The organism is uncultured Hyphomicrobium sp. (assembly GCF_902826555.1).
GTDB lineage: Bacteria > Pseudomonadota > Alphaproteobacteria > Rhizobiales > Hyphomicrobiaceae > Hyphomicrobium_C.
On the sequence record NZ_CADEFI010000007.1, the window covers coordinates 24207 to 42986 of the forward strand.

Genomic DNA, 18780 nt, shown 5'->3' on the forward strand with positions numbered 1-18780 from the left:
TCGATGCGCGGCGTCACGACGACGTTGAACCACGACGACCGCACCTAGGCGGTCGCGGCAGCGAGGGCCTGGTCGAGATCGGCGAGAATGTCGTCGATGTGCTCGATGCCGACCGCAAGGCGCACGTAGCCCTCGGTCACGCCGGTTGCCGCCAGCTCATCGCCCGCAAGTTGCGAGTGAGTCGTCGACGCGGGATGGATGGCGAGGCTCCTCGCGTCGCCGATATTGGCGACGTGATAGAAGAGCTTCAGCGCATCGATGAAGCGCCGCCCGGCCTGACGCCCGCCCGCCAGCTCGAAGCCGAGGAGGCCGCCCTCGCCGCCCTTGAGGTAGCGCTCGGCGCGCGCACGCTGCGTGCCAGACTGCTGGGACGGGTGAATGACGCGTGTCACGGACTTGTGCTTCGCGAGCCAGTCCGCAACAGCGGCGGCGTTCTCGGAGTGGCGCGCGATGCGCAGCGGCACGGTCTCGATCCCCTGCAACAGCAGGAAGGCGTTGAACGGCGAAAGAGCCGCGCCGAGGTCGCGCAACAGCGTCGTGCGCGCCTTGATGATGTAGGCGATGGGACCAAGCGGCTTCACGGCCTCGTTCCAGATCGCGCCGTGATAGCTCGGATCGGGCGAAGAAAGCGCGGGCTGGCGATCGGGGTGCGCGGCCCAGTCGAAATTGCCGCCGTCAACGATGACGCCGCCGATCGAGTTGCCGTGCCCGCCGAGATATTTCGTCGACGAGTAGACGACGATGGCGGCACCGTGATCGAGCGGACGGCAGAGCACGGGCGCGGCCGTATTGTCGACGATGAGGGGAATCCCCAGCGGGCGGCCGATCTCCGCCACCTCGGCGATGGGGAACACGGTCAATTTCGGATTGGGCAGCGTCTCGGCGTAATAAGCCCGCGTACGGCTGTCGGTCGCACGGCGAAAATTCTCGGGATCCGTTGGATCGACGAAGCGAACCTCCAGACCCTGATCCTTCAGCGTGTTGGCGAAGAGATTCCAAGTGCCCCCATAGAGATCCGTCGAGCTCACGACGTTGTCGCCGGCGCGCGCCAGGTTCTGGACGGCGAAGGCGGACGCGGCCTGGCCCGATGCGACAGCGAGCGCAGCCACGCCACCCTCGAGTGCGGCGACGCGCTTTTCAAGCACGTCCGTGGTCGGGTTCATGATGCGCGTGTAGATGTTTCCGAGCTCCTTCAGCGCGAAGAGATTCTCGGCATGCTCCGTGTCGCGAAACTGATAGGAGGTGGTCTGGTAGATCGGCACGGCAACGGCGCCGGTGGTAGGATCCGCTCTCCATCCGGCGTGCAGCACAATGGTCTCGGCACGCGGCGCTTTGTCCGCCTCTTCGCTTTTGCTCACGACTTTCCTCCTCACGGCATACAGCCTTGCTTGCGGCTGACATTTAGCCCGAAGCGAGGCCTACGTCATGGGGGTGAAGAGGGAAACTCCTCCAACTTTTTGGATGGCGGCTCGTCAGACGACCCAGAGAAATCGTCGAACCTGTCTCAAGAGTGCGATCATGTTGGTACCTATTATTTGGTCAGTATGAGCCGCCCGTTAGCGGTGATGCGCAGATGATACTCGGACCCGTCGTGCTCGAGGATGGCTTCGCTGCCACCCATAAGAAGCTCAGAAACGACGTAACGAACGGGTGGCGCCGCGTGCTGACGTGGTGGCCTGCTGGAAGCCGGTTTTCTGCTCTCGTCCGGTGACATCGCGTATTCAGATCCTAAAAAGCCGCACCCGCGGAATCGCTTGCCGACGGCCGACTCGAACCGGTTTTATTTGTTGACTATGTAATTCAACTTTAATAGGGTGTGCAAGTCCGCAAACGCGATGCGGGCAATCGGGCGGCGCAGAGCTGCCCGCGAGTTTCTCTCGGTGAATTGTCATGGCGCATGCCGCAGCGATTCAATGAGTCTTGGGGCCCAGTATCCTCCCGCACTGCCTGGGACCCCCAAGTTGGCGGCGGCGTGCTTTTCCGGTTGTTCTTCCGAGGCCGGATCGGGCGCTGCCGCCCTTTCTCTTGGATAGCTCGCTACGAGTCGCGGCCGCATAGCGCGCAAACCGGAGAGACATCGATGGCAACAGCGACACAATCTACATATCAGCGCGAAGATGTGTTCATGCCGCTCGCACAACGGCTCGCGGCCAACGCCGACGGTATTCTCGAGGATATCGCGCGCACCTATTGCGTCAGCACGCTCGATGTGGTGCGCGCGCTTCCGGACGCCAACCGCAAGATCGTGACAGCCGACCGGCTGGATGTGATCCTCGAGGCGGTGTCAACGTGGGGACCGATCCTTTTCATCGTGCATACGCCCGACCTCGTGCTCGAATGCGAGGGTCCGCTGCCACCGGCGAGCTATGGCCGCGGCTATCTGAACTTCCACGGAGAGAGCCCGATCGGCGGGCACATTCGCCCAGCCCGCTGCCAGGAGATCGCGTTCATTTCCAGACCGTTCATGGGTCGCCTATCCCACTCCATCCAGTTCTTCAATTTCGACGGCGACGGGATGTTCAAAATCTTCGTGCGCCGCGATGAAAGCCGCAACCTCGTTCCCGAGCAGGTGGCGCGCTTCGAAGCGCTTCGCGCCGCATTTTGATACGCGCGCGCAACACACGGCTCGGATGTCCCGGGAGAGCATCGTCATGTGCAACAAAGATCAGGCGCTCACGCCCATACAGGCCACCAATCTCGGCGAGGTGGAGCGGGAGTGGCTTTATCTCGTACGCCTGCAATGCATGAGCTATGAACACAACCATGCCGAGGGTTGGGACCGCGCGATCAGTCACGCCGAAACGAAATATGGCGCGGACGACGGCCCTGCAATCGCGTCGCGGATCGCCGTTCTCATTCGTGCCATGCGCGCAGAACGGCGCGGCGGCTTCGGCTATCTGTCTCCGTTCTGTCCGAACTGCCGTCACAACGTGACGGAGGACGAATGGCAGCTCGTGATGCTGATGCAGACGGGCTACCGGGGCGATGCGTACGACATCGACGAGGCCGCGGCTGAATTTGCGCGGCGCACCGAGGCGCCGGTGCTGGCGGCGGCTGCCAAACGCTTCGGAACGGCCGTGGCTGCAACGCTCTCGTCCCGCCGTGCTCCCGCAACGAGCATCGTCCGGCTGCACTAAAGCGCAACGCCCCATCGGCGTGGGAGGGCTCGGCCGGAGGCTGCGCGGCATCGCTACTGAACGCCACACTCTCGCCACGTTTTGCCCAGGTTCGCGGTTTAGATGCTTGCCACGACAGCTGACCGAGGCGTTGGCCGGTCCCAAGATCGGGGCGCCTCGTCAGCCGGTGCATTTTCACGTGGCGGACGCCTGCCTCGCGGCGTCCCAATATTGGATCGTCTATGACCCCATCTTCCCGCGCGCCCCTCTCCTCCTCTCTTCTCGTGGCCATTCTCTCCTTCGTCGCACCTCCCGTCGGGGCCCAGGTTCCGCCGTCCGACGGCGCCGCTCCGGCTGGCGCCGAGCCGCAACGGATGGCGCAGAACAGCGACACTCTTTCCAAAAAGGAACAGATCGAAGCTGCACGAGCAAAGAAGATCAAGGACAAGCAGGATGCCGCCAAAGCCGCGCAAGCGGCTAAGAAGGCTCAAGCAGAGGCTGCCAAAGCGAACGCCGTCAAGGCCAAGCAAGATGCTCAGAACGCGCGTCTGAAGGCGATCAAGGACAAGCAGGACGGCGCCAAAGCCGCGCAGGCAGCCAAGAAGGCACAAGCAGACGCCGCGCAGGAAAAGGCTCGCAAGGCGCAGCAGGATTCCCAGGCTGCGCGTGCGAAGGCTATCAAGGACAAACAGGACGCCGCGAAAGCCGCGCAAGCATCAAAGAAGGAGCAGATTGAAGCCGCGCGAGCCAAAGCGATCCGGGACAGGCAGGAGGCTGACGCGGCCCGCCGCAAAGCCATCAAGGACAGGCAGGACGCCGTAAGGGTCGCGCCCCAGCCGTCGAAGAAGGAGCAGATCGAGGCTGACCGGAACGCCAACCGCCCGCCCGCCAAATACGATCGCGCCAATGCGGACCTGGAATTCGAAAGAGCACGCAAGCGCGCTCAGGACAAGAGCGGCGGGCCGCGTGGCGAAAAGTGGACGCCTTCCGCCGCGAACAAGTTCGAAGCGCTACGCAACAAGCGCACGACGCGCCAAGCCGGCTCGCGCAACATCATCATCGAGCCAGACCGGCGCGTCATCGTCCGCAACGACGACCGCGTCTACATCCGCCACGACGACGGCGCCCGGTTCGCCCGTAAAGGGCATCGAGAGCTGCGGCGCGAGCGGCGCAAGGACGGCTTGCTCACTGTGGTGACGATGGGCGTCGCGGGTGCTCTGATCTACTCGCTGATGGACGACGAAGGACGCGTCGTACGCCGCAGCCGCAGAGACCGGGACGGCCGCGAGTACGTGTTCTTCGACAACCGGCGGTCCTATTCCCACCGGCCGGGCTATTTCGGTCCAGGCGCCTATCGCGAAAGCTATATCGACCTGCCGCCGCCGGTCGTGCGCATTCCCCGCGACCGCTATATCGTGGACTACGACCGCGCCTCTCCCGACGATCTCTACGATACGCTGAGCGCGCCGCCCATCGAGCGCCTGGACCGCGGCTACACGCTCGACGAGGTGCGGCAGAACTACCCCATTCTCGAACGCATGCGGCGCGTCGATCTCGATACCATCAATTTCGAGTTCGCGTCCTGGGAGGTCACGCCCGACCAGTATCCCACGCTCGAGCGGCTGGCGCGTGCCATCCAGCGCGTCATCGATCGGTCGCCTGGCGAGCTGTTCATGATCGAGGGGCACACGGACGCAGTCGGCGACGACGTCGACAACCTGTCGCTCTCGGACCGGCGCGCCGAAGCGGTCGCCATCATCCTGACCGACAACTTCGGCATCCCGCCGGAGAACCTCACCACGCAGGGCTATGGCGAGGAATACCTCAAGGAGCAGACCGACGGGCCGTCGTGGATCAACCGCCGAGTCTCCGTGCGGCGCGTCACGCCGCTGCTCTCTCGCGAGGGATGGGACGCCCCCGAGTGAGGCGGATGGTGCCGGTCGTCAAACCTTGATGGCGATGATCTCCATCGTGCTCGGGGCCTGCTCGCCGACGGCATACTCGGCAAGCTTGAAGCCGTGCGCCTCGAGCAGCTTCACAAGCCGCTGGCGCGTAAAGATGTGGTTGAGCTCCAAATCCCCCCAGTGGGGATTCGAGCCCGAGGCATCCATCACGCGCCACGCTACAGTGTCCCTGTTCGGCATCGACAGGAACAGAACGCCGCCGGTGCGCAGCATGCGGTGGGCTGCGGCCAGAAGCCGTTTCGGATGCGGCGCGTTCTGAAGCGCGCCCGTCATGCTCATGACATTGAAGCGGCCCGTGGACTCGAGATCCTCTGCGCCGCCCCAGTAGGCCTTGAAGCCTAGCCGGAGCAGGAGCTCGACGGTGTCGATGCGCGGATCCGTGCCGAGGGTCGCGTAGCCCCACTCGGCTGCGGTAAAGAGCAGCGAGCCATTCCCCGCGCCGACATCGAGCCATTCTCCCGTGGGCACGTAACGAGCCACGCGCTCGACGATGCGGGCCGAGATCCTGCGCTGGCCTTCGATGTCGTAGCCGACCTCCTGGTGAGGCGGCGTCGTCGACAGGGCGATGTCGCGTGCCTCGGGCGTGAGATAGCCTTCCGTAAACACATGACCGCAATCCGTGCAGCTCCGCCACTTCACGGTCGGCGGCAGCTCGGCCTTGTAGAGGGGATGATCGGTGACTTTGGCCTCGATCTGGTAGGGGATGTCGCCGGCCTCGCACAGCGGACAATGGGCATAGGCGACGCGCGCTTCACCTAAAAGCTGCGCGGGCGCGGTTGCGGCCTCAGCGCTGCCCGGCCGGCTTTCCGTCACTGCAAAAGCGCGAGGCGCCTCTCCACGTCTCATGATATCCACCATCGTTTCATAGGCACGTTCAAGGTTGCGGGTGTAGCGCGCCGTGTCGAAGAGCGGACTCGTGTCACGCTCCACGGATATGCGGTTCCGGATCGAGTCGAGCTTCGTCCTGTCCTCGGCCAAGGAGAGAGCGATGCGTTCGTAATCGTCGAGGCTACCGGCGATCAGATCGGAAAGGTTCATCGCGCTGAGAAGGCTCGCAGCGACGCGTCCCGAGAAGGTTTCGCCGAGACATGTCAGCACCGGCAGACCCGCCCACAGCGCGTCGCTGGCCGTCGTATGAGCATTGCAGGGGAGCGTATCGAGAAACAGATCGGCGAGGCGGTGGCGCGCGAGATGGCGCTCTATGGGCATGCGATCGGCAAATACCAAACGCGACGGGTCGATCCCCCTTGCCTCGGCCTCGCGCATGAGATTGCGCTGGCAGCCGCTGTCGGGCGCAAGAATCCAAAGCACGGAGCCCGGCACCTTGGCGAGCAGGCGCATCCAGACGTCGAACACTTCGGAGGTAATCTTGTACGTGTTGTTGAACGAGCAGAATACGAAGCCGTTCTCGGGCAGACCCAGCTCTGCGCGAGTGAACGTATCGTCGGAAATGCGACGCTGCCTGTCGTTCGGCTGGTAGCAATTCGGAAGCTGGACGATGCGCTCGGAGTAGTCGTCCTGGTGCTCGTTGGGCGTAATGATCGCGTCGGCGACGATGTAGTCGATGAAGTCGGCCCCCATGGTCGCGGGGTAGCCCAGGTAGTTGACCTGGATCGGCGCCGGCCGATAGGCGAGAATTTCCGTGCGCGCGTGGCGCGTATAACCTTTCAGATCGACCAGAATGTCGATGCCGTCGTCGTGGATGGCTTTCGCGGCCGCCCGATCGGTCATGCGGTTGATATCGACGAAACGGTCGAAGGACTGGATGATGCGGCGGCGCATATCGCTGCCATCGTCCGGGCTGTAGCAATAGCCGAACAATTCGAACCGGCTGCGATCGGTGGCTTCCAACACCTCGGCGAGCAGCATGGCGGTCGCATGCGAGATGTAGTCCGCCGAAAGATAGCCGATGCGAATTCGGCGGCCGTGCTCCGTACCCGCCGACCAGCTTTTGAAGCGCAGCTCGTCAGGGACAACCCAAGTCTGTGCGAAACGGCGGCCAGCCTCGAGTTGATCGGCCCTGGTCGAGGGCATCGAAATGAGCAGGAACGGCGCAACGCCGCCCTTATTGGTGGTGCGAAGCAACTCGAGGCAGCGCTGCTCGTGCTCGTGGATCTCGCTCCAATCGCACAGCGCGCTCAGCAGATTGGCGAGCTCGAAGCGATGCGCGAGAGGCTCCGGCGCGCTCTCGATCGCGCGCACGAACGAGGCCCGCGACTCCTCGTATCGCCCCAGCAGCTTGTAGAGGCTCGCCAGATTGTAGTGACCGTCGGCGAGCCCCGGATCCAGTTTTACCGCGTGCTCGAAGGCCGTCAGGGCGCCCGCGTGCTTGTCCATCTTGCGGAGCAGCGCGCCTACGTTCTTGTAGGCCTCCGCCCGTTCCGGATCGATCGAAAGGCCCTTCTGATAGCAGAGCAACGCCTCGTCCCGGCGCCCGGCGCCATCGAGAAGGGCCGCGAGACTGAAGTGGTAGTCGGCCGTGTCCGGCATGCTGGCGATGGCACGGCGCGCGAAGGGGATGGCCTCCAGAAAGCATTTGCGAGAGCGCAGAAACGCCGCAACCTCGTCGTAGTGACGCGCCCGCTCGGCCGGATCGCCGGATGCGGCCTCGACGAGCGCACTCGTGTCGTCCATGCGCCCGCCGGCCGCAAGAATGTGGCGCTCGAGCTTGCGTGCATCGGCGTGTGCGGGATCGATGGCGAGAGCGCGCCGGCAGAGCGCCATGGCATCAGCCAGATTTCCGGATTGCAGCCGGAGCTCGCTCATCCTGGCCAAAACCGCGGGCTGCTCGGGCTTGAGCTTCAGCGATTCCTCGTAGGCGCCGACGGCCTCGACCGAATGGCGCGCGATGCGGAGGAGGTCGCCGAGAATCGCGCGGGACTTGGCGTCCTCCGGCTCCAGGCTCACGCACTGCCGGCACGCCTCGATGGCTTCGTCCAGGCGGCGCGCCTCTCCAAGGATGACGGCGAGATTGAGCCAGGCCTTGGACGCCTTGGGGTCGATCTCGAGACTTTTGCGGATGTAGTCGATCGCCTCGTGCCGGGAATCGGTCCTGAATGCGATCAATCCCAAATTGTGCAGGCTCGGAGCGTGGCGGGGGGCGCGCGCGAGGACTCGCTTGTGCGCGTCGGCGGACTGCTGCAACCGTCCCTCATGGAGGTGCTGCAATGCCTCGCGAAAATCACGAAGAGCCAGAGAATCCTGGCTATCGCCATGCGCCGCGTGCGCCTTCGACTGCATGAGCCGCCGCTGTTTCCGGGTCATTTTCCCTCGACCAAGGGTGTGGCTAACGCATATCCGAGTCCTCGCTTATAGGAAGCAAAACCTGCGTGGGGCTTGTGCGGAGCTTTCGTCGTGGGGCGTGAGCAGCCGGCCGACGCTCGGCGCGGTACGGCGTGCACAAGCCTCGCTCAAGATTGGCGACAGATAAGGACCCAATCCCAAACCTTCATCGTTGCCGCGGGAGCTCTCTCGAATGAAGGTCGTGATTCTCGCCGGCGGTCTCGGTTCGCGCCTCGCGGAGGAGACCAGCGTGCGTCCCAAGCCGCTGGTCGAGATCGGCGAGAAGCCGATTCTCTGGCATATCATGAACATCTATGCCCATCACGGCCTCAAGGACTTCATCGTCTGCGCCGGCTACAAGGGCTATATGATCAAGGAATACTTCGTAAATCTCTGCCTGCATCACAGCGACATCACGGTCGACCTCTCCAAGAACGCGGTGAAATACCATCGGGCGCAACGCCTCGACTGGCGCGTGACCGTGGTCGATACCGGCATGCACTCGATGACGGGCGGGCGGCTCCGGCGCGTGCGCGACTATCTCGATCCGGATGAGCCGTTCTGCATGACCTACGGCGACGGCGTGAGCGACATTGACGTAGCGGCGGAGATCGCGTTTCATCGCGACCATGGCCTCAAAGCGACGATGTGCGCCGTCACACCGCCCGGCCGTTTCGGCGCCGCCGTCGTCTCCGATGACCGGGTGACGTCGTTCATCGAGAAGCCGCGCGGAAACGGCCAGCGCATCAACGGCGGATTCTTCGTGCTCGACCGTTCGGTGATCGACCTCATCGACGGCGACGACACGATCTGGGAAGCAGGCCCGCTCGAATGGCTCGCCACCAACGGGCAACTCGCCGCATTCAAGCACGACGGCTTCTGGCAACCCATGGACACGTTGCGCGAGCGGGTGCAGCTCGAGGACCTCTGGAACTCCGGAAAGGCGCCATGGAAAGTCTGGAGCTAGGGGCGTTCTGGGCCGGCCGACGCGTGCTCCTGACCGGGCATACCGGCTTCAAGGGGGCGTGGCTCGGCCTGTGGCTCGAGAAGCTCGGCGCGGTGGTGGGCGCGGTTGCGCTCGAACCGGAAACGGCCCCTTCTCTCTACGACCGCCTTTCCCCCTGGAAAAACGCAGAGCATCACATCTGCGACATTCGCGATTTCCTGGGACTCAGGTCCCTCGTTACCGCGTTCAGGCCGGAGATCGTGGTCCATCTGGCGGCCCAGGCGCTCGTGCGCCGCTCCTACGAGGATCCGCTCGGCACGTTCTCGACCAACGTCATGGGTACGGCGAACGTGCTCGAAGCAATCCGCGCATGCCCGTCGGTGCGAACTGTGCTCGTCGTGACGTCGGACAAAGTGTACGCCGAGAACGGGAGCAACCAGCCCTTCGTCGAGACGGACCGGGTCGGCGGCAAAGATCCCTACAGCGCGTCCAAAGCCTGTGCCGAGCTGGTCTGCGACAGCTACCGGGCCAGCTTCCTCGAGGATCGCGACCTGCGTCTGGCGACCGTTCGCGCCGGAAACGTCATCGGCGGTGGAGACTGGTCGGAGGACCGCCTGGTGCCGGACTTCATCCGTGCGCTCGAACGGAGCGAGCCGATCGAGCTGCGCTATCCCCATGCCGTGCGCCCCTGGCAGCATGTGCTGGAGCCGCTCGGCGGCTACCTGATGTTTGCGCGGGCCCTCTCGACCGATCGCGATCGCGTCTTGCCGGATGCGCTCAACTTCGGGCCGGACGCGGACAGCTTCGCAACCGTTTCCGAGCTTGCGGATGCGCTCGGGGATGCGCACGGCATCCCGAATGCGTGGCGACCCGCTCGCGGACCGCATCCCGACGAAGCGGCGGCGCTGCGGCTCAGCTCCGCGCTCGCGCGGCAATCCATCGGATGGCAGCCGCGCCTCGGACTTCGCGATGCGATCGATTGGACGGCGGCATGGTACAAGGCCCACCGTGACGGCGCCGACATGCGCGCCTTCTCCCTCGGCCAGATCGCGGCCTACGAGCGCGCAGCCGACCTGCAGCCCGCTAGCGAGCGCGACCATGAGCCCGCATAGCTGCCGGTTCTGCCAGGCGCCGCTGACACAGCGCTTCGCCGATCTCGGCCGGACGCCGCTCGCCAATTCCTACCTCGGCGCCGACCAGCTTCAGCGCTCGGAACCGTCCTATCCGCTCGTGGTCTTCGTGTGCTCGGATTGCCGGCTCGTACAGGCGGATGCCTTCGTGCCGCCCGAGGACATCTTCGGTCACTACGCCTACTTCTCGTCTTACAGCGAAAGCTGGGTCCAGCATGCGCAGCGCTTCGCGAGCATGGCGCGCTGCCGGTTCGGCCTGACAGAGAGCTCGCAAGTGATCGAGGTGGCGAGCAACGACGGCTATCTGCTGCGCCATTTCGTCGGCATGGGCGTTCCCGCGCTTGGCATCGAGCCGGCCGAAAACGTGGCAAGCGTCGCGCGCGCGGCCGGCGTGCCGACCGAAGCGCGCTTTTTTGGCACAAGCACCGCGGCCGACCTTGTCGCGCGCGGGCTCGCCGCCGACCTCGCGGTCGGCAACAACGTGCTCGCTCACGTGCCGGACATCAACGATTTCGTGGGCGGGCTCGCAGGGGTTCTGAAGCCGGACGGCGTCGTCAGCGTCGAATTTCCGCATCTTCTGCGCCTGATCGAAGAGGTGCAGTTCGACACCATCTACCACGAGCATTTCTACTATCTGTCCCTGCTCGCGGTGGAGAAGGTGTTCGCGGCGCACGGCCTCAAGGTGTTCGACGTCGAGGAGCTGCCGACGCATGGCGGGAGCTTGCGCGTGCTGGCAACGCGCGTGACCTCGGACGCGCATGTGACCGGCGCCGGCCCCGCGAAGGTGCGCGCCGACGAAGCCGCTGCGGGTCTCGGCCAGCCCGGCATCTACGACAGCTTCCAAAGCCGCATCGCGCCGATCAAGGTTGGGCTCATCGCCTTTCTCATGGACGCTAAGGGCGCCGGCAAAACCGTCGCAGCATACGGCGCGGCCGCGAAAGGCAACACGCTCCTCAATTTCTGCGGCATCGGCACCGATCTCATCGACTACGTCGTGGATCGCAATCCGCACAAACAGGGCCAGTTCCTGCCCGGCAGCAAGTTGCCGATTTATTCGCCCGAAAAGCTCGCCGAGACCCGACCCGATTTCGTGCTGATCCTGCCGTGGAACATCAAGAACGAGGTGATGGCCGCCAACAGTCAGGTCCGCAGCTGGGGCGGGCGCTTCGTCATCGCGGTTCCGAAACTGACGGTGCTCGCATGAGGATCATCCCCACCGCAGTCGCCGGCGCTTTCGTCGTCGAGATCGACGCACTCAGCGACGAGCGCGGGATGTTCGCGCGCACCTTCTGCGCCGAGACGTTCGCGGCGCATGGACTGGCGTCGCAATTTCCCCAGTGCAATGTCTCGACGAATACCAAGCGCGGCACACTGCGGGGACTGCACTATCAGGCCGAGCCCAAACCCGAGGCGAAGCTCGTGCGGGCCACCTCAGGCCGCGCCTTCGATGTTGCGGTCGACCTCAGGACGTCGTCGCCGAGCTATCTCAAGTGGGCCGCGGTGGAGCTCGATGCCGGCAGGCGCAATGCCTTCTACATCCCGGCAGGATGCGCGCACGGGTTCGTGACGCTCGAGGACGATTGCGAAATCTTCTACCAGATGTCAGAGGTTTATGTGGCCGAGCTTCAGCGTGGCGTGCGCTTCGACGATCCGGCGTTCGCGATCGCATGGCCGCTCGCACCCACCGTCATCAGCGCGCGGGATGCGGCGCTCGAACGCTATCGGCTGGAGGCCCATTCATGAGCGGCGTCAAACTCAGCATCTGCATTCCGACCTTCAATCGCGAGGCCTATCTTCGGAACGCGCTCGATCATTGCGAACGTGACTACAAGTTCGACTTCCCCTACGAGATCGTCATCTCGGACAACGCGTCGACGGACAACACAAAAGCCGTCGTCGAGACGTTCATCGCCAAGGGCCTGCCGATCCGTTACCACCGGCGTGCGGTCAACGGCGGCTCGGGGCCCAATCTCGCGTGCGCCTTCCACCACGCGGTCGGGGACTACGCGATCTACCTCGCCGACGACGATTTCCTGATCGCGGACCGCGTCACGGAGGCGATGGCCTACCTCGATGCCAATCCCGACGTCGCGGCCTGCCACGCGCCCTGGTACCTCTACGACGAGGTGGCGGACAAGGACGTGACGCAGTTCTATGCGGTCGATGCCGACAAGAAGTTCCCGCAGGGGAGCTTCGCCGACCTGTTCCAGTTCATTTTCGAGCGCCACATCTTTCCGGAGATCGGCATCTATCGCGCCTCGGCCTTGCGCTCCGCATGGGTGCCGCGCGAATTCTGCTTCTGGGCGTTCTCCTATCTCGCGCACTTCCTCGACCAGGGCGCTGTCGCGTTTCTCAAGCAGCCGTTCTACCGCTCGGTCACGCGCTCGAAGATCGCGCCCAACCGCCAGCAGGCCGGAAACGACGGCGTGATGACTGGGTGGGACAGCTATCGCGGCGGCCTCGAGTACTTCCTCTACGTCGGCCTCAAGCGCGGCAAGATCAGCAACACGCGCGAGGCTCGCGCGCTCTACGACGAGAAGTGCCGGATCTTCATGCTGAACCGCATGGCGGTGGCCGTCCGGTTCTGGGTGGCGCGCAAGGATTACATCAAGGCCTACGAGCTCTATACGCGCATGGCCATCGGCGGCATGGGAGAGCATCCCGAGCTGACAAAAATTCGCGACGCGCTGCCTCTCATGGCGGCGTTGCAGACGCTTGCCTACCAGGTCAACGCGACGGCGGATATCGACCGGCTGATCCTTGCCGGCACGACCGATCCCGCCGCAATCGAGGACATGCTGCGCAGCTTGGGGCTCGAGCCACAGATCGAAGTGACCACCGAACCGCCTCAGCACGATCGGGCCAAGGCCCCGCGCTCGGCCGTGTTCGCCGGCAACCCCGCGTTGCGCGAGAGGTATCTCGCTCTCGGCTACAAGCCCAACCTCATCTTCACGGACGGCGATCTTTCGCAGCACACCATCCTTTGACCTTTGAGGGTGGAAATTGAACGCCTCTTAGACCGACATTCCCGCTTCTGACGGGCAGGGTGCAGCCCAGCCTCGCGCCAGCTTCAAAGGCTAGGGTCGCCACAGTTTTGCGTGCCCGAGCTTCGTGAATTTCTGCTGGCCTGCACGAAGGGACAGGGGCGTGACAAACCGAATTCTCTATACGAAACCATCGATTACAGCGGTCGAGACGTCCTACGCCGCGGATGCGGCAGCCAATGGCTGGGGCGCGCGCTGCTATGACTACATCGATCGTTTCGAGCGCGGCTTCAGAACATACCTCGGAAGCCACTTCGCCATCGCGACGTCGAGTTGCACGGGCGCCATGCACATGGGGCTTTCGGCGCTCGGCATCGGCCCCGGCGACGAGGTGATTTTAGCGGACAGCAACTGGATCGCGACCGCGGCGCCGATCGTGCATCTCGGCGCGACGCCCATCTTCGTCGACGTGCTCTCCGACACGTGGTGCATCGATCCCGCCGAGGCCGAGCGGCACATCACGCCCAGCACCAAGGCGATCATCGCCACGCACCTTTACGGCAACCTCTGCGACATGGATGCGCTGCTGGCCGTCGGGCAACGCCACGGTATCCCGATCATCGAGGACGCGGCGGAGGCGATCGGATCGCAATGGCATGGCCGGCGTGCCGGCTCCATGGGGCTGTTCGGCACCTTCTCCTTCCACGGCACCAAGACGCTGACCACCGGCGAAGGCGGCATGCTGGTCACGAGCGACAGCGCGCTCTACGAACGCCTGCTGACGCTCAGCAATCACGGGCGCGCGCGCGGGCAGACAAAGCAGTTCTGGGCGGACGCCATCGGCTTCAAATACAAGATGTCGAATATCGAAGCGGCCATCGGCTGCGCACAGCTGGAGCGCATCGAGGAACTCGTCGCGCGCAAACGGGAGATCCTCTACGCGTACATGGTGCGGCTCTCCTCGATCCCCGGTATCTCGATGAATCCCGAGCCCGAGGGCACCGTCAACGGCGCCTGGATGCCGACCGCCGTGTTCCATCCTGTGACCGAGATCACGCGCGAAGCGCTGATCGCCGGCTTCGCGGCTGCCGACATCGACGCGCGCGTCTTCTTCCATCCGCTGTCGAGCCTGCCGATGTTCGAGGGCAAGCCTCAGAATGTCAATGCGTGGAGCATTCCGGAACGGGCGATCAACCTGCCGAGCTATCACGACATGACGGACGCGGAGATCGACCGCGTGGCCTCGACGCTGGTCGTGGTGGCGCGCGCTCATCGCGGCGACAGCAGCGCGCGGCTGCAACAATCGGCATAGGGAACGGCGAACGCATGAACGTCATGGCGAGCAAAGACGACCGCCTCGAGTTCGAAGCCCACAAGCGCGAGATGTCGCTGGCTCTCGGCCGGGACGAGACCGCCTTTCAGCACGCGGTCGATACGCTCGTGCATCTCGACAAGTACGACTACGCCTATCTCTGGAGCTGGATGGGCGTGCCCATCATCCAGATGCCGGCGGACATCCTGGCGACGCAGGAAGTGATCTGGAACACGAAGCCGGACATCATCATTGAGACGGGCGTGGCACGCGGCGGCTCGATGATCTTCATGGCCTCGCTGCTGCAGGTGATCGGCAAAGGGCGCGTGATCGGCGTCGACATCGACATCCGTGCGCACAATCGGGACTCGATCGAGACGCACCTGCTGGCACCGCGCATCTCGTTGATCGAGGGACCTTCGACGGCGCCGGAAACGCTGCAGCGCGTTCAAGCGGAGATTCCTGCCGGCGCTTCCGTGATGGTGGTGCTCGACAGCGACCACAGCCGCGATCACGTGCTTTCCGAGCTGCGTACCTATGGGCCTCTCGTCACCGAAGGCCACTATCTCGTCGTCGCGGACACGCTGCTCGGCCGCCAAGACATGTCGCAAGCACCGACCAAGCGCTCCAAGGTTTGGTATCCGGGCGACGAACCCTATGCGGCGCTCAAGGCGTACATGGGCGAGACCGATCGGTTCGAGATCGACGAGGCTCTCAACGGCAAACTCGTACTCTCGAGCTCGCCCGGGGGATATCTCCGATGCACGCGCCCGTGACATTGGAGCGGCCTCGTGTCGCTTTTCGCGACGTGCGCGAGGACGATCTGCCGATGCTGTTCCGGCTGCGGCGCGACCTGGCTTTGCAATCTCTCCTGCTCACGGTGCCCGATGCCCTCGACGACGCGGCCGTCAACGGCTGGATTGCGAGGCGGCGAAACGAGCCCGGCGGTCTGTTCCGGATCGTGGAGGATGCCTCCTGCGGCGAGGCCGCCGGTTACGTGCAGATCGGCAACGTGCACCGACGCAACCGCAGCGGATATGCAGGCATCTGTCTCGCCGGCAACGCGCGCGGGCGCGGGCTCGGACAGGCGACACTCGGCAAGCTTATCGCCATTGCCCACGACGAGCTGGGACTGATCAAGCTTCTCTCCGAGGTGCGCGCCGACAACTTCACGGCGCTGCGCTACAATCTACTTTTGGGCTTCAAGGTCGTCGGCACGCTCAGGACGCATTTCACCACCGCCGAAGGGGTGCAGCACGACGTGCTGTTGCTGGAACGGCTTTCCGGGCACGCGTCATGAGCGCCGTCGTCATCACGCAGCCGATGCTGTTTCCGTGGCCCGGATTTTTCGAGCAGCTCATGCTCGCGGACACCTTTATCTACCTCGACGATGCGCAGTTCTCGAAAGGGAGCTTCACGAACCGCATCCAAGTTCTGCGCGGCAACGAACGCGCATGGATGACGATCCCGCTCGCGGGCAAGGGAAGCTTCCAGAAGATCAGCGATCTTTCGGCGGCGGGTGACGACTGGAAAGCGAGCCATCGGGCGCTGCTGTGCCAATCCCTGATCGACGCACCCTACATCGACGACGCGCTGGCGATCTTCGATGCCGCTTACAGCCGGCCCTCCCTGATCGAGCTCCTGATCGCCAGCATCGAGGAGCCGGCACGCTATCTGGGGATCGGCACGGGACGCCGGATATTGCGTACGAGCGGGCTCGGCATCGAGGGTACCTCGTGGCACCGCGTGCTCGATCTCGTGCTCTCCCAGAGCGGACAGCGCTATCTTACCGGGCATGGCGCCGCCAACTATCTCGACCACGCGGCGTTCGAGGCGCACGGCGTCGCGGTGGAGTACATGAACTACAGCCGCACGCGCTGGCCACAGCCCGGCGGATCTTTCACACCTTACGTAACGGTGCTCGATCTTATCGCGCGTACGGGCCCTGCAGCGCATCGCCATCTCAATGCCGCCACCCTCGGGTGGCGCGACTTCCTCAAGCAGGAAAAGGTCCCATCATGACAAACGGCATCGCGACCATTACAGACAGCGCGCTCGCGGACTTTTCGAGCAAGGGCTATACCGTCCTGCCGCAGTTCTACGACGCCGCAAGCGACATCGCGCCGATCCAGGAGGGCATTCGGCAGATCCTCGAGCTGACGTGCCGGAAGTACGGCGTCGATGCGCCGACGGGCACGGCGGTGGAGGCCATGAGCCTGGCCTACCCGCGGCTCATCGCCAAGAACCGGGCGTGGGGCGGAGAGATCTACGATGCCGTGAAGCAGATTCCCGCATTCATGCGCCTCGTCACCGGCGCGCGGAACGACGAGACCTTCACGGCGCTGCGGCCCGGCAGCATCCCCGGCATCGCCGCCGGCGGCTACGGCATGCGCATCGACAACCCCGGCGAAGAAAAGTTCCGCGCCCAGTGGCATCAGGAGTTTCCCTCGCAGCTGCGTAGCGTCGACGGCATCGTGTTCTGGACGCCGCTTCTTCCGGTGACCGCCGACATGGGGCCTGTTCAAATCGCCGAAGGTTCTCATGCGGAAGGGCTCGTGCCGGTCTATGAGGACGATGCGGGCGCTGGCAAGACGGGCGCCTATGCGCTGCATCTCGACCGCGCCGAGGAGAGGCTTGCCCGTTACAAGATCGTGGCGCCGCTGACGATCCCGGGCGACCTCGTGCTCATGGATTTCCTTACGTTGCACCAGTCCGGGCATAACGTGTCGATGACGCCGCGCTGGAGCATCCAGTTCCGGTACTTTAATTTCGCAGAGCCGGTCGGCATCCGCATCGGGTGGAAGGGATCCTTCGCCGCCGGGGTCAAATTCGCCGACGTTCTCCCTGAGCTGGTCGCGCGCCGCGAGGACGCAGCATGAGGGCTTGCCGCGTCTGCGGCGAGACGATCTCGACGCCGGCCTACGATGCGCCAGCGCCAGCGCTCACCTCGATCATGACGCTGCTCGACATGCCGACGCGCGTATTCGTTTGCGACGGCTGCGGGCATGCGCAGTGCGACGATGTCCCGGATATCCGGGCATTCTACGACACCGTGTACCGCATCTCGCTCGCGAGCGACGGGCATGATCAGATCTTTGCCGTGCAGACCGACGGAACGATCCTCTATCGCACCGATCATCAGGCCGCCATCGCGCTCAAGCTGTTGGAGCTCCCGCCTGGCGCGCGGATCCTCGACTATGGAGCGGCCAAAGCAGACACGTTGCGCAAGATGCTGGCCGATCGTCGGGATCTTGCCCCGCACGTCTTCGACGTGAGCAACGACTATGCCGACGCGTGGGAGAGCTGGGTTCCGAAGGACGCCCAGGCCGTCTATTCGATCCCTCCCGCATGGAACGGGCGTTTCGAAGCCGTCATGAGCCATTTCGTTATCGAGCATGTGCCAGATCCGGTCGGCTTTCTGCGTGACATTGCCGTCCTCCTCGTGCCCGGCGGCCAGCTTCTGCTGTCGCTCCCCGATGTTGACGCAAACCCCGGCGACATGGCGGTTGCGGATCACCTCAATCATTTCAGCGAGGCTTCGCTGAGGCACGCGCTGACGGCCGGGGGCTTTCGCCTCAAGGCTCTCGACCGGACTTCGTTCCCGGGCGCGTTCTTCGCGATCGCCGTGCGCGAGGCGCAAACGGAAGCTCCTGATCCCGCGCTCGCTGGCGAGGCCGCGGAACGTGCGCGCGAAATCTGTGGCTTCTGGGAAAAGGCCGCGGCGCATCTCGACGCGGAGGGCGTGCGTTTGGCCGGCCAAAAGGTGGTCATCTATGGCGCCGGTTTTTATGGAAGCTGGATCATGAGCCGCGTCGGCCGTAGCGTCGATGTGGTGGCGTTCCTCGATCGCAATCCCCACCTGCAGGGTGCGACACATTTCGGCCGGCCGGTGATCACGCCGGAAAAGATTCCAGTCGATGTCTCCGCAATGTTCGTCGGACTCAATCCGCTCAAGGCGCGCGACGCCATTGCCGCGCAGCCATGGCTCCACCGGCCCGGGCTCGCGCACATCTGGCTGTGATGCCCGCAGCCGGCAACGGCTGGTC

At 64.3% G+C, this 18780-nt stretch carries 17 protein-coding genes; 14 read left to right on the forward strand and 3 right to left on the reverse strand.

Annotated features, from left to right (window positions below; genetic code table 11):
- Positions 1–44: 44 nt before the first annotated feature.
- Together QZV93_RS05205 and QZV93_RS17570 are read right to left on the reverse strand one after the other, a co-directional pair.
- Positions 45–1358 (reverse strand): PLP-dependent transferase, encoded by a 1314-nt coding sequence (locus QZV93_RS05205; protein ID WP_295556553.1) that lies wholly within the window; start codon positions 1356–1358, stop codon positions 45–47.
- A gap of 173 nt (positions 1359–1531) precedes the next feature.
- Complete coding sequence (locus QZV93_RS17570) at positions 1532–1714, reverse strand: hemin uptake protein HemP (protein WP_363156601.1); 183 nt, start codon at positions 1712–1714, stop codon at positions 1532–1534.
- Positions 1715–2080: 366 nt separating this feature from the next.
- Between QZV93_RS17570 and hutX the strand changes: the two genes are divergently transcribed.
- From hutX to QZV93_RS05225, 3 genes are all read left to right on the forward strand, one after another.
- Positions 2081–2605 carry a heme utilization cystosolic carrier protein HutX gene (gene hutX / locus QZV93_RS05215; RefSeq protein ID WP_295556557.1) on the forward strand — a complete coding sequence of 175 codons (525 nt, stop codon included), beginning with the start codon at positions 2081–2083 and terminating at the stop codon, positions 2603–2605.
- Positions 2606–2651: 46 nt separating this feature from the next.
- The gene (locus QZV93_RS05220) at positions 2652–3137 is read left to right on the forward strand and encodes a hypothetical protein (protein ID WP_295556559.1); all 486 of its coding nucleotides are present in this window, start codon (positions 2652–2654) and stop codon (positions 3135–3137) included.
- A 221-nt stretch (positions 3138–3358) separates the two neighbouring features.
- Positions 3359–5041: an OmpA family protein gene (locus tag QZV93_RS05225; protein ID WP_295556561.1), complete on the forward strand. Its 1683-nt coding sequence runs from the start codon at positions 3359–3361 to the stop codon at positions 5039–5041.
- Between the two features lie 18 nt (positions 5042–5059).
- Here QZV93_RS05225 and QZV93_RS05230 read toward each other — a convergent pair whose 3' ends face one another.
- Positions 5060–8344 carry a tetratricopeptide repeat protein gene (locus QZV93_RS05230; RefSeq protein ID WP_295556562.1) on the reverse strand — a complete coding sequence of 1095 codons (3285 nt, stop codon included), beginning with the start codon at positions 8342–8344 and terminating at the stop codon, positions 5060–5062.
- Between the two features lie 211 nt (positions 8345–8555).
- Between QZV93_RS05230 and rfbF the strand changes: the two genes are divergently transcribed.
- The 11 genes from rfbF (at position 8556) to QZV93_RS05285 (ending at position 18755) form a co-directional block, all read left to right on the forward strand.
- Complete coding sequence (gene rfbF, locus QZV93_RS05235) at positions 8556–9329, forward strand: glucose-1-phosphate cytidylyltransferase (RefSeq protein WP_295556564.1); 774 nt, start codon at positions 8556–8558, stop codon at positions 9327–9329.
- A complete protein-coding gene (gene rfbG, locus QZV93_RS05240; protein WP_295556673.1) occupies positions 9320–10420 on the forward strand; it encodes a CDP-glucose 4,6-dehydratase in 1101 nt (366 codons plus the stop codon). The genes rfbF and rfbG overlap by 10 nt, the downstream gene beginning before the upstream one ends.
- Positions 10407–11642, forward strand: a complete 1236-nt coding sequence (locus QZV93_RS05245; protein ID WP_295556566.1) for a class I SAM-dependent methyltransferase — start codon at positions 10407–10409, stop codon at positions 11640–11642. The genes rfbG and QZV93_RS05245 overlap by 14 nt, the downstream gene beginning before the upstream one ends.
- The gene (gene rfbC / locus QZV93_RS05250; RefSeq protein WP_295556567.1) at positions 11639–12181 is read left to right on the forward strand and encodes a dTDP-4-dehydrorhamnose 3,5-epimerase; all 543 of its coding nucleotides are present in this window, start codon (positions 11639–11641) and stop codon (positions 12179–12181) included. Before QZV93_RS05245 ends, rfbC begins: the two co-directional genes overlap by 4 nt.
- Entirely contained in the window at positions 12178–13425 is a 1248-nt protein-coding gene (locus QZV93_RS05255) for a glycosyltransferase family 2 protein (protein ID WP_295556569.1), read from the forward strand. Before rfbC ends, QZV93_RS05255 begins: the two co-directional genes overlap by 4 nt.
- 160 nt (positions 13426–13585) lie before the next feature.
- Positions 13586–14734 carry a DegT/DnrJ/EryC1/StrS family aminotransferase gene (locus QZV93_RS05260; protein ID WP_295556571.1) on the forward strand — a complete coding sequence of 383 codons (1149 nt, stop codon included), beginning with the start codon at positions 13586–13588 and terminating at the stop codon, positions 14732–14734.
- Between the two features lie 23 nt (positions 14735–14757).
- A complete protein-coding gene (locus QZV93_RS05265; protein WP_295556675.1) occupies positions 14758–15510 on the forward strand; it encodes a CmcI family methyltransferase in 753 nt (250 codons plus the stop codon).
- A complete protein-coding gene (locus QZV93_RS05270) occupies positions 15495–16034 on the forward strand; it encodes a GNAT family protein (protein WP_295556573.1) in 540 nt (179 codons plus the stop codon). Before QZV93_RS05265 ends, QZV93_RS05270 begins: the two co-directional genes overlap by 16 nt.
- The gene (locus QZV93_RS05275) at positions 16031–16756 is read left to right on the forward strand and encodes a WbqC family protein (protein WP_295556574.1); all 726 of its coding nucleotides are present in this window, start codon (positions 16031–16033) and stop codon (positions 16754–16756) included. Before QZV93_RS05270 ends, QZV93_RS05275 begins: the two co-directional genes overlap by 4 nt.
- A complete protein-coding gene (locus tag QZV93_RS05280) occupies positions 16753–17613 on the forward strand; it encodes a phytanoyl-CoA dioxygenase family protein (protein WP_295556575.1) in 861 nt (286 codons plus the stop codon). Before QZV93_RS05275 ends, QZV93_RS05280 begins: the two co-directional genes overlap by 4 nt.
- Positions 17610–18755 carry a methyltransferase domain-containing protein gene (locus QZV93_RS05285; protein ID WP_295556577.1) on the forward strand — a complete coding sequence of 382 codons (1146 nt, stop codon included), beginning with the start codon at positions 17610–17612 and terminating at the stop codon, positions 18753–18755. The genes QZV93_RS05280 and QZV93_RS05285 overlap by 4 nt, the downstream gene beginning before the upstream one ends.
- Positions 18756–18780: the final 25 nt, after the last annotated feature.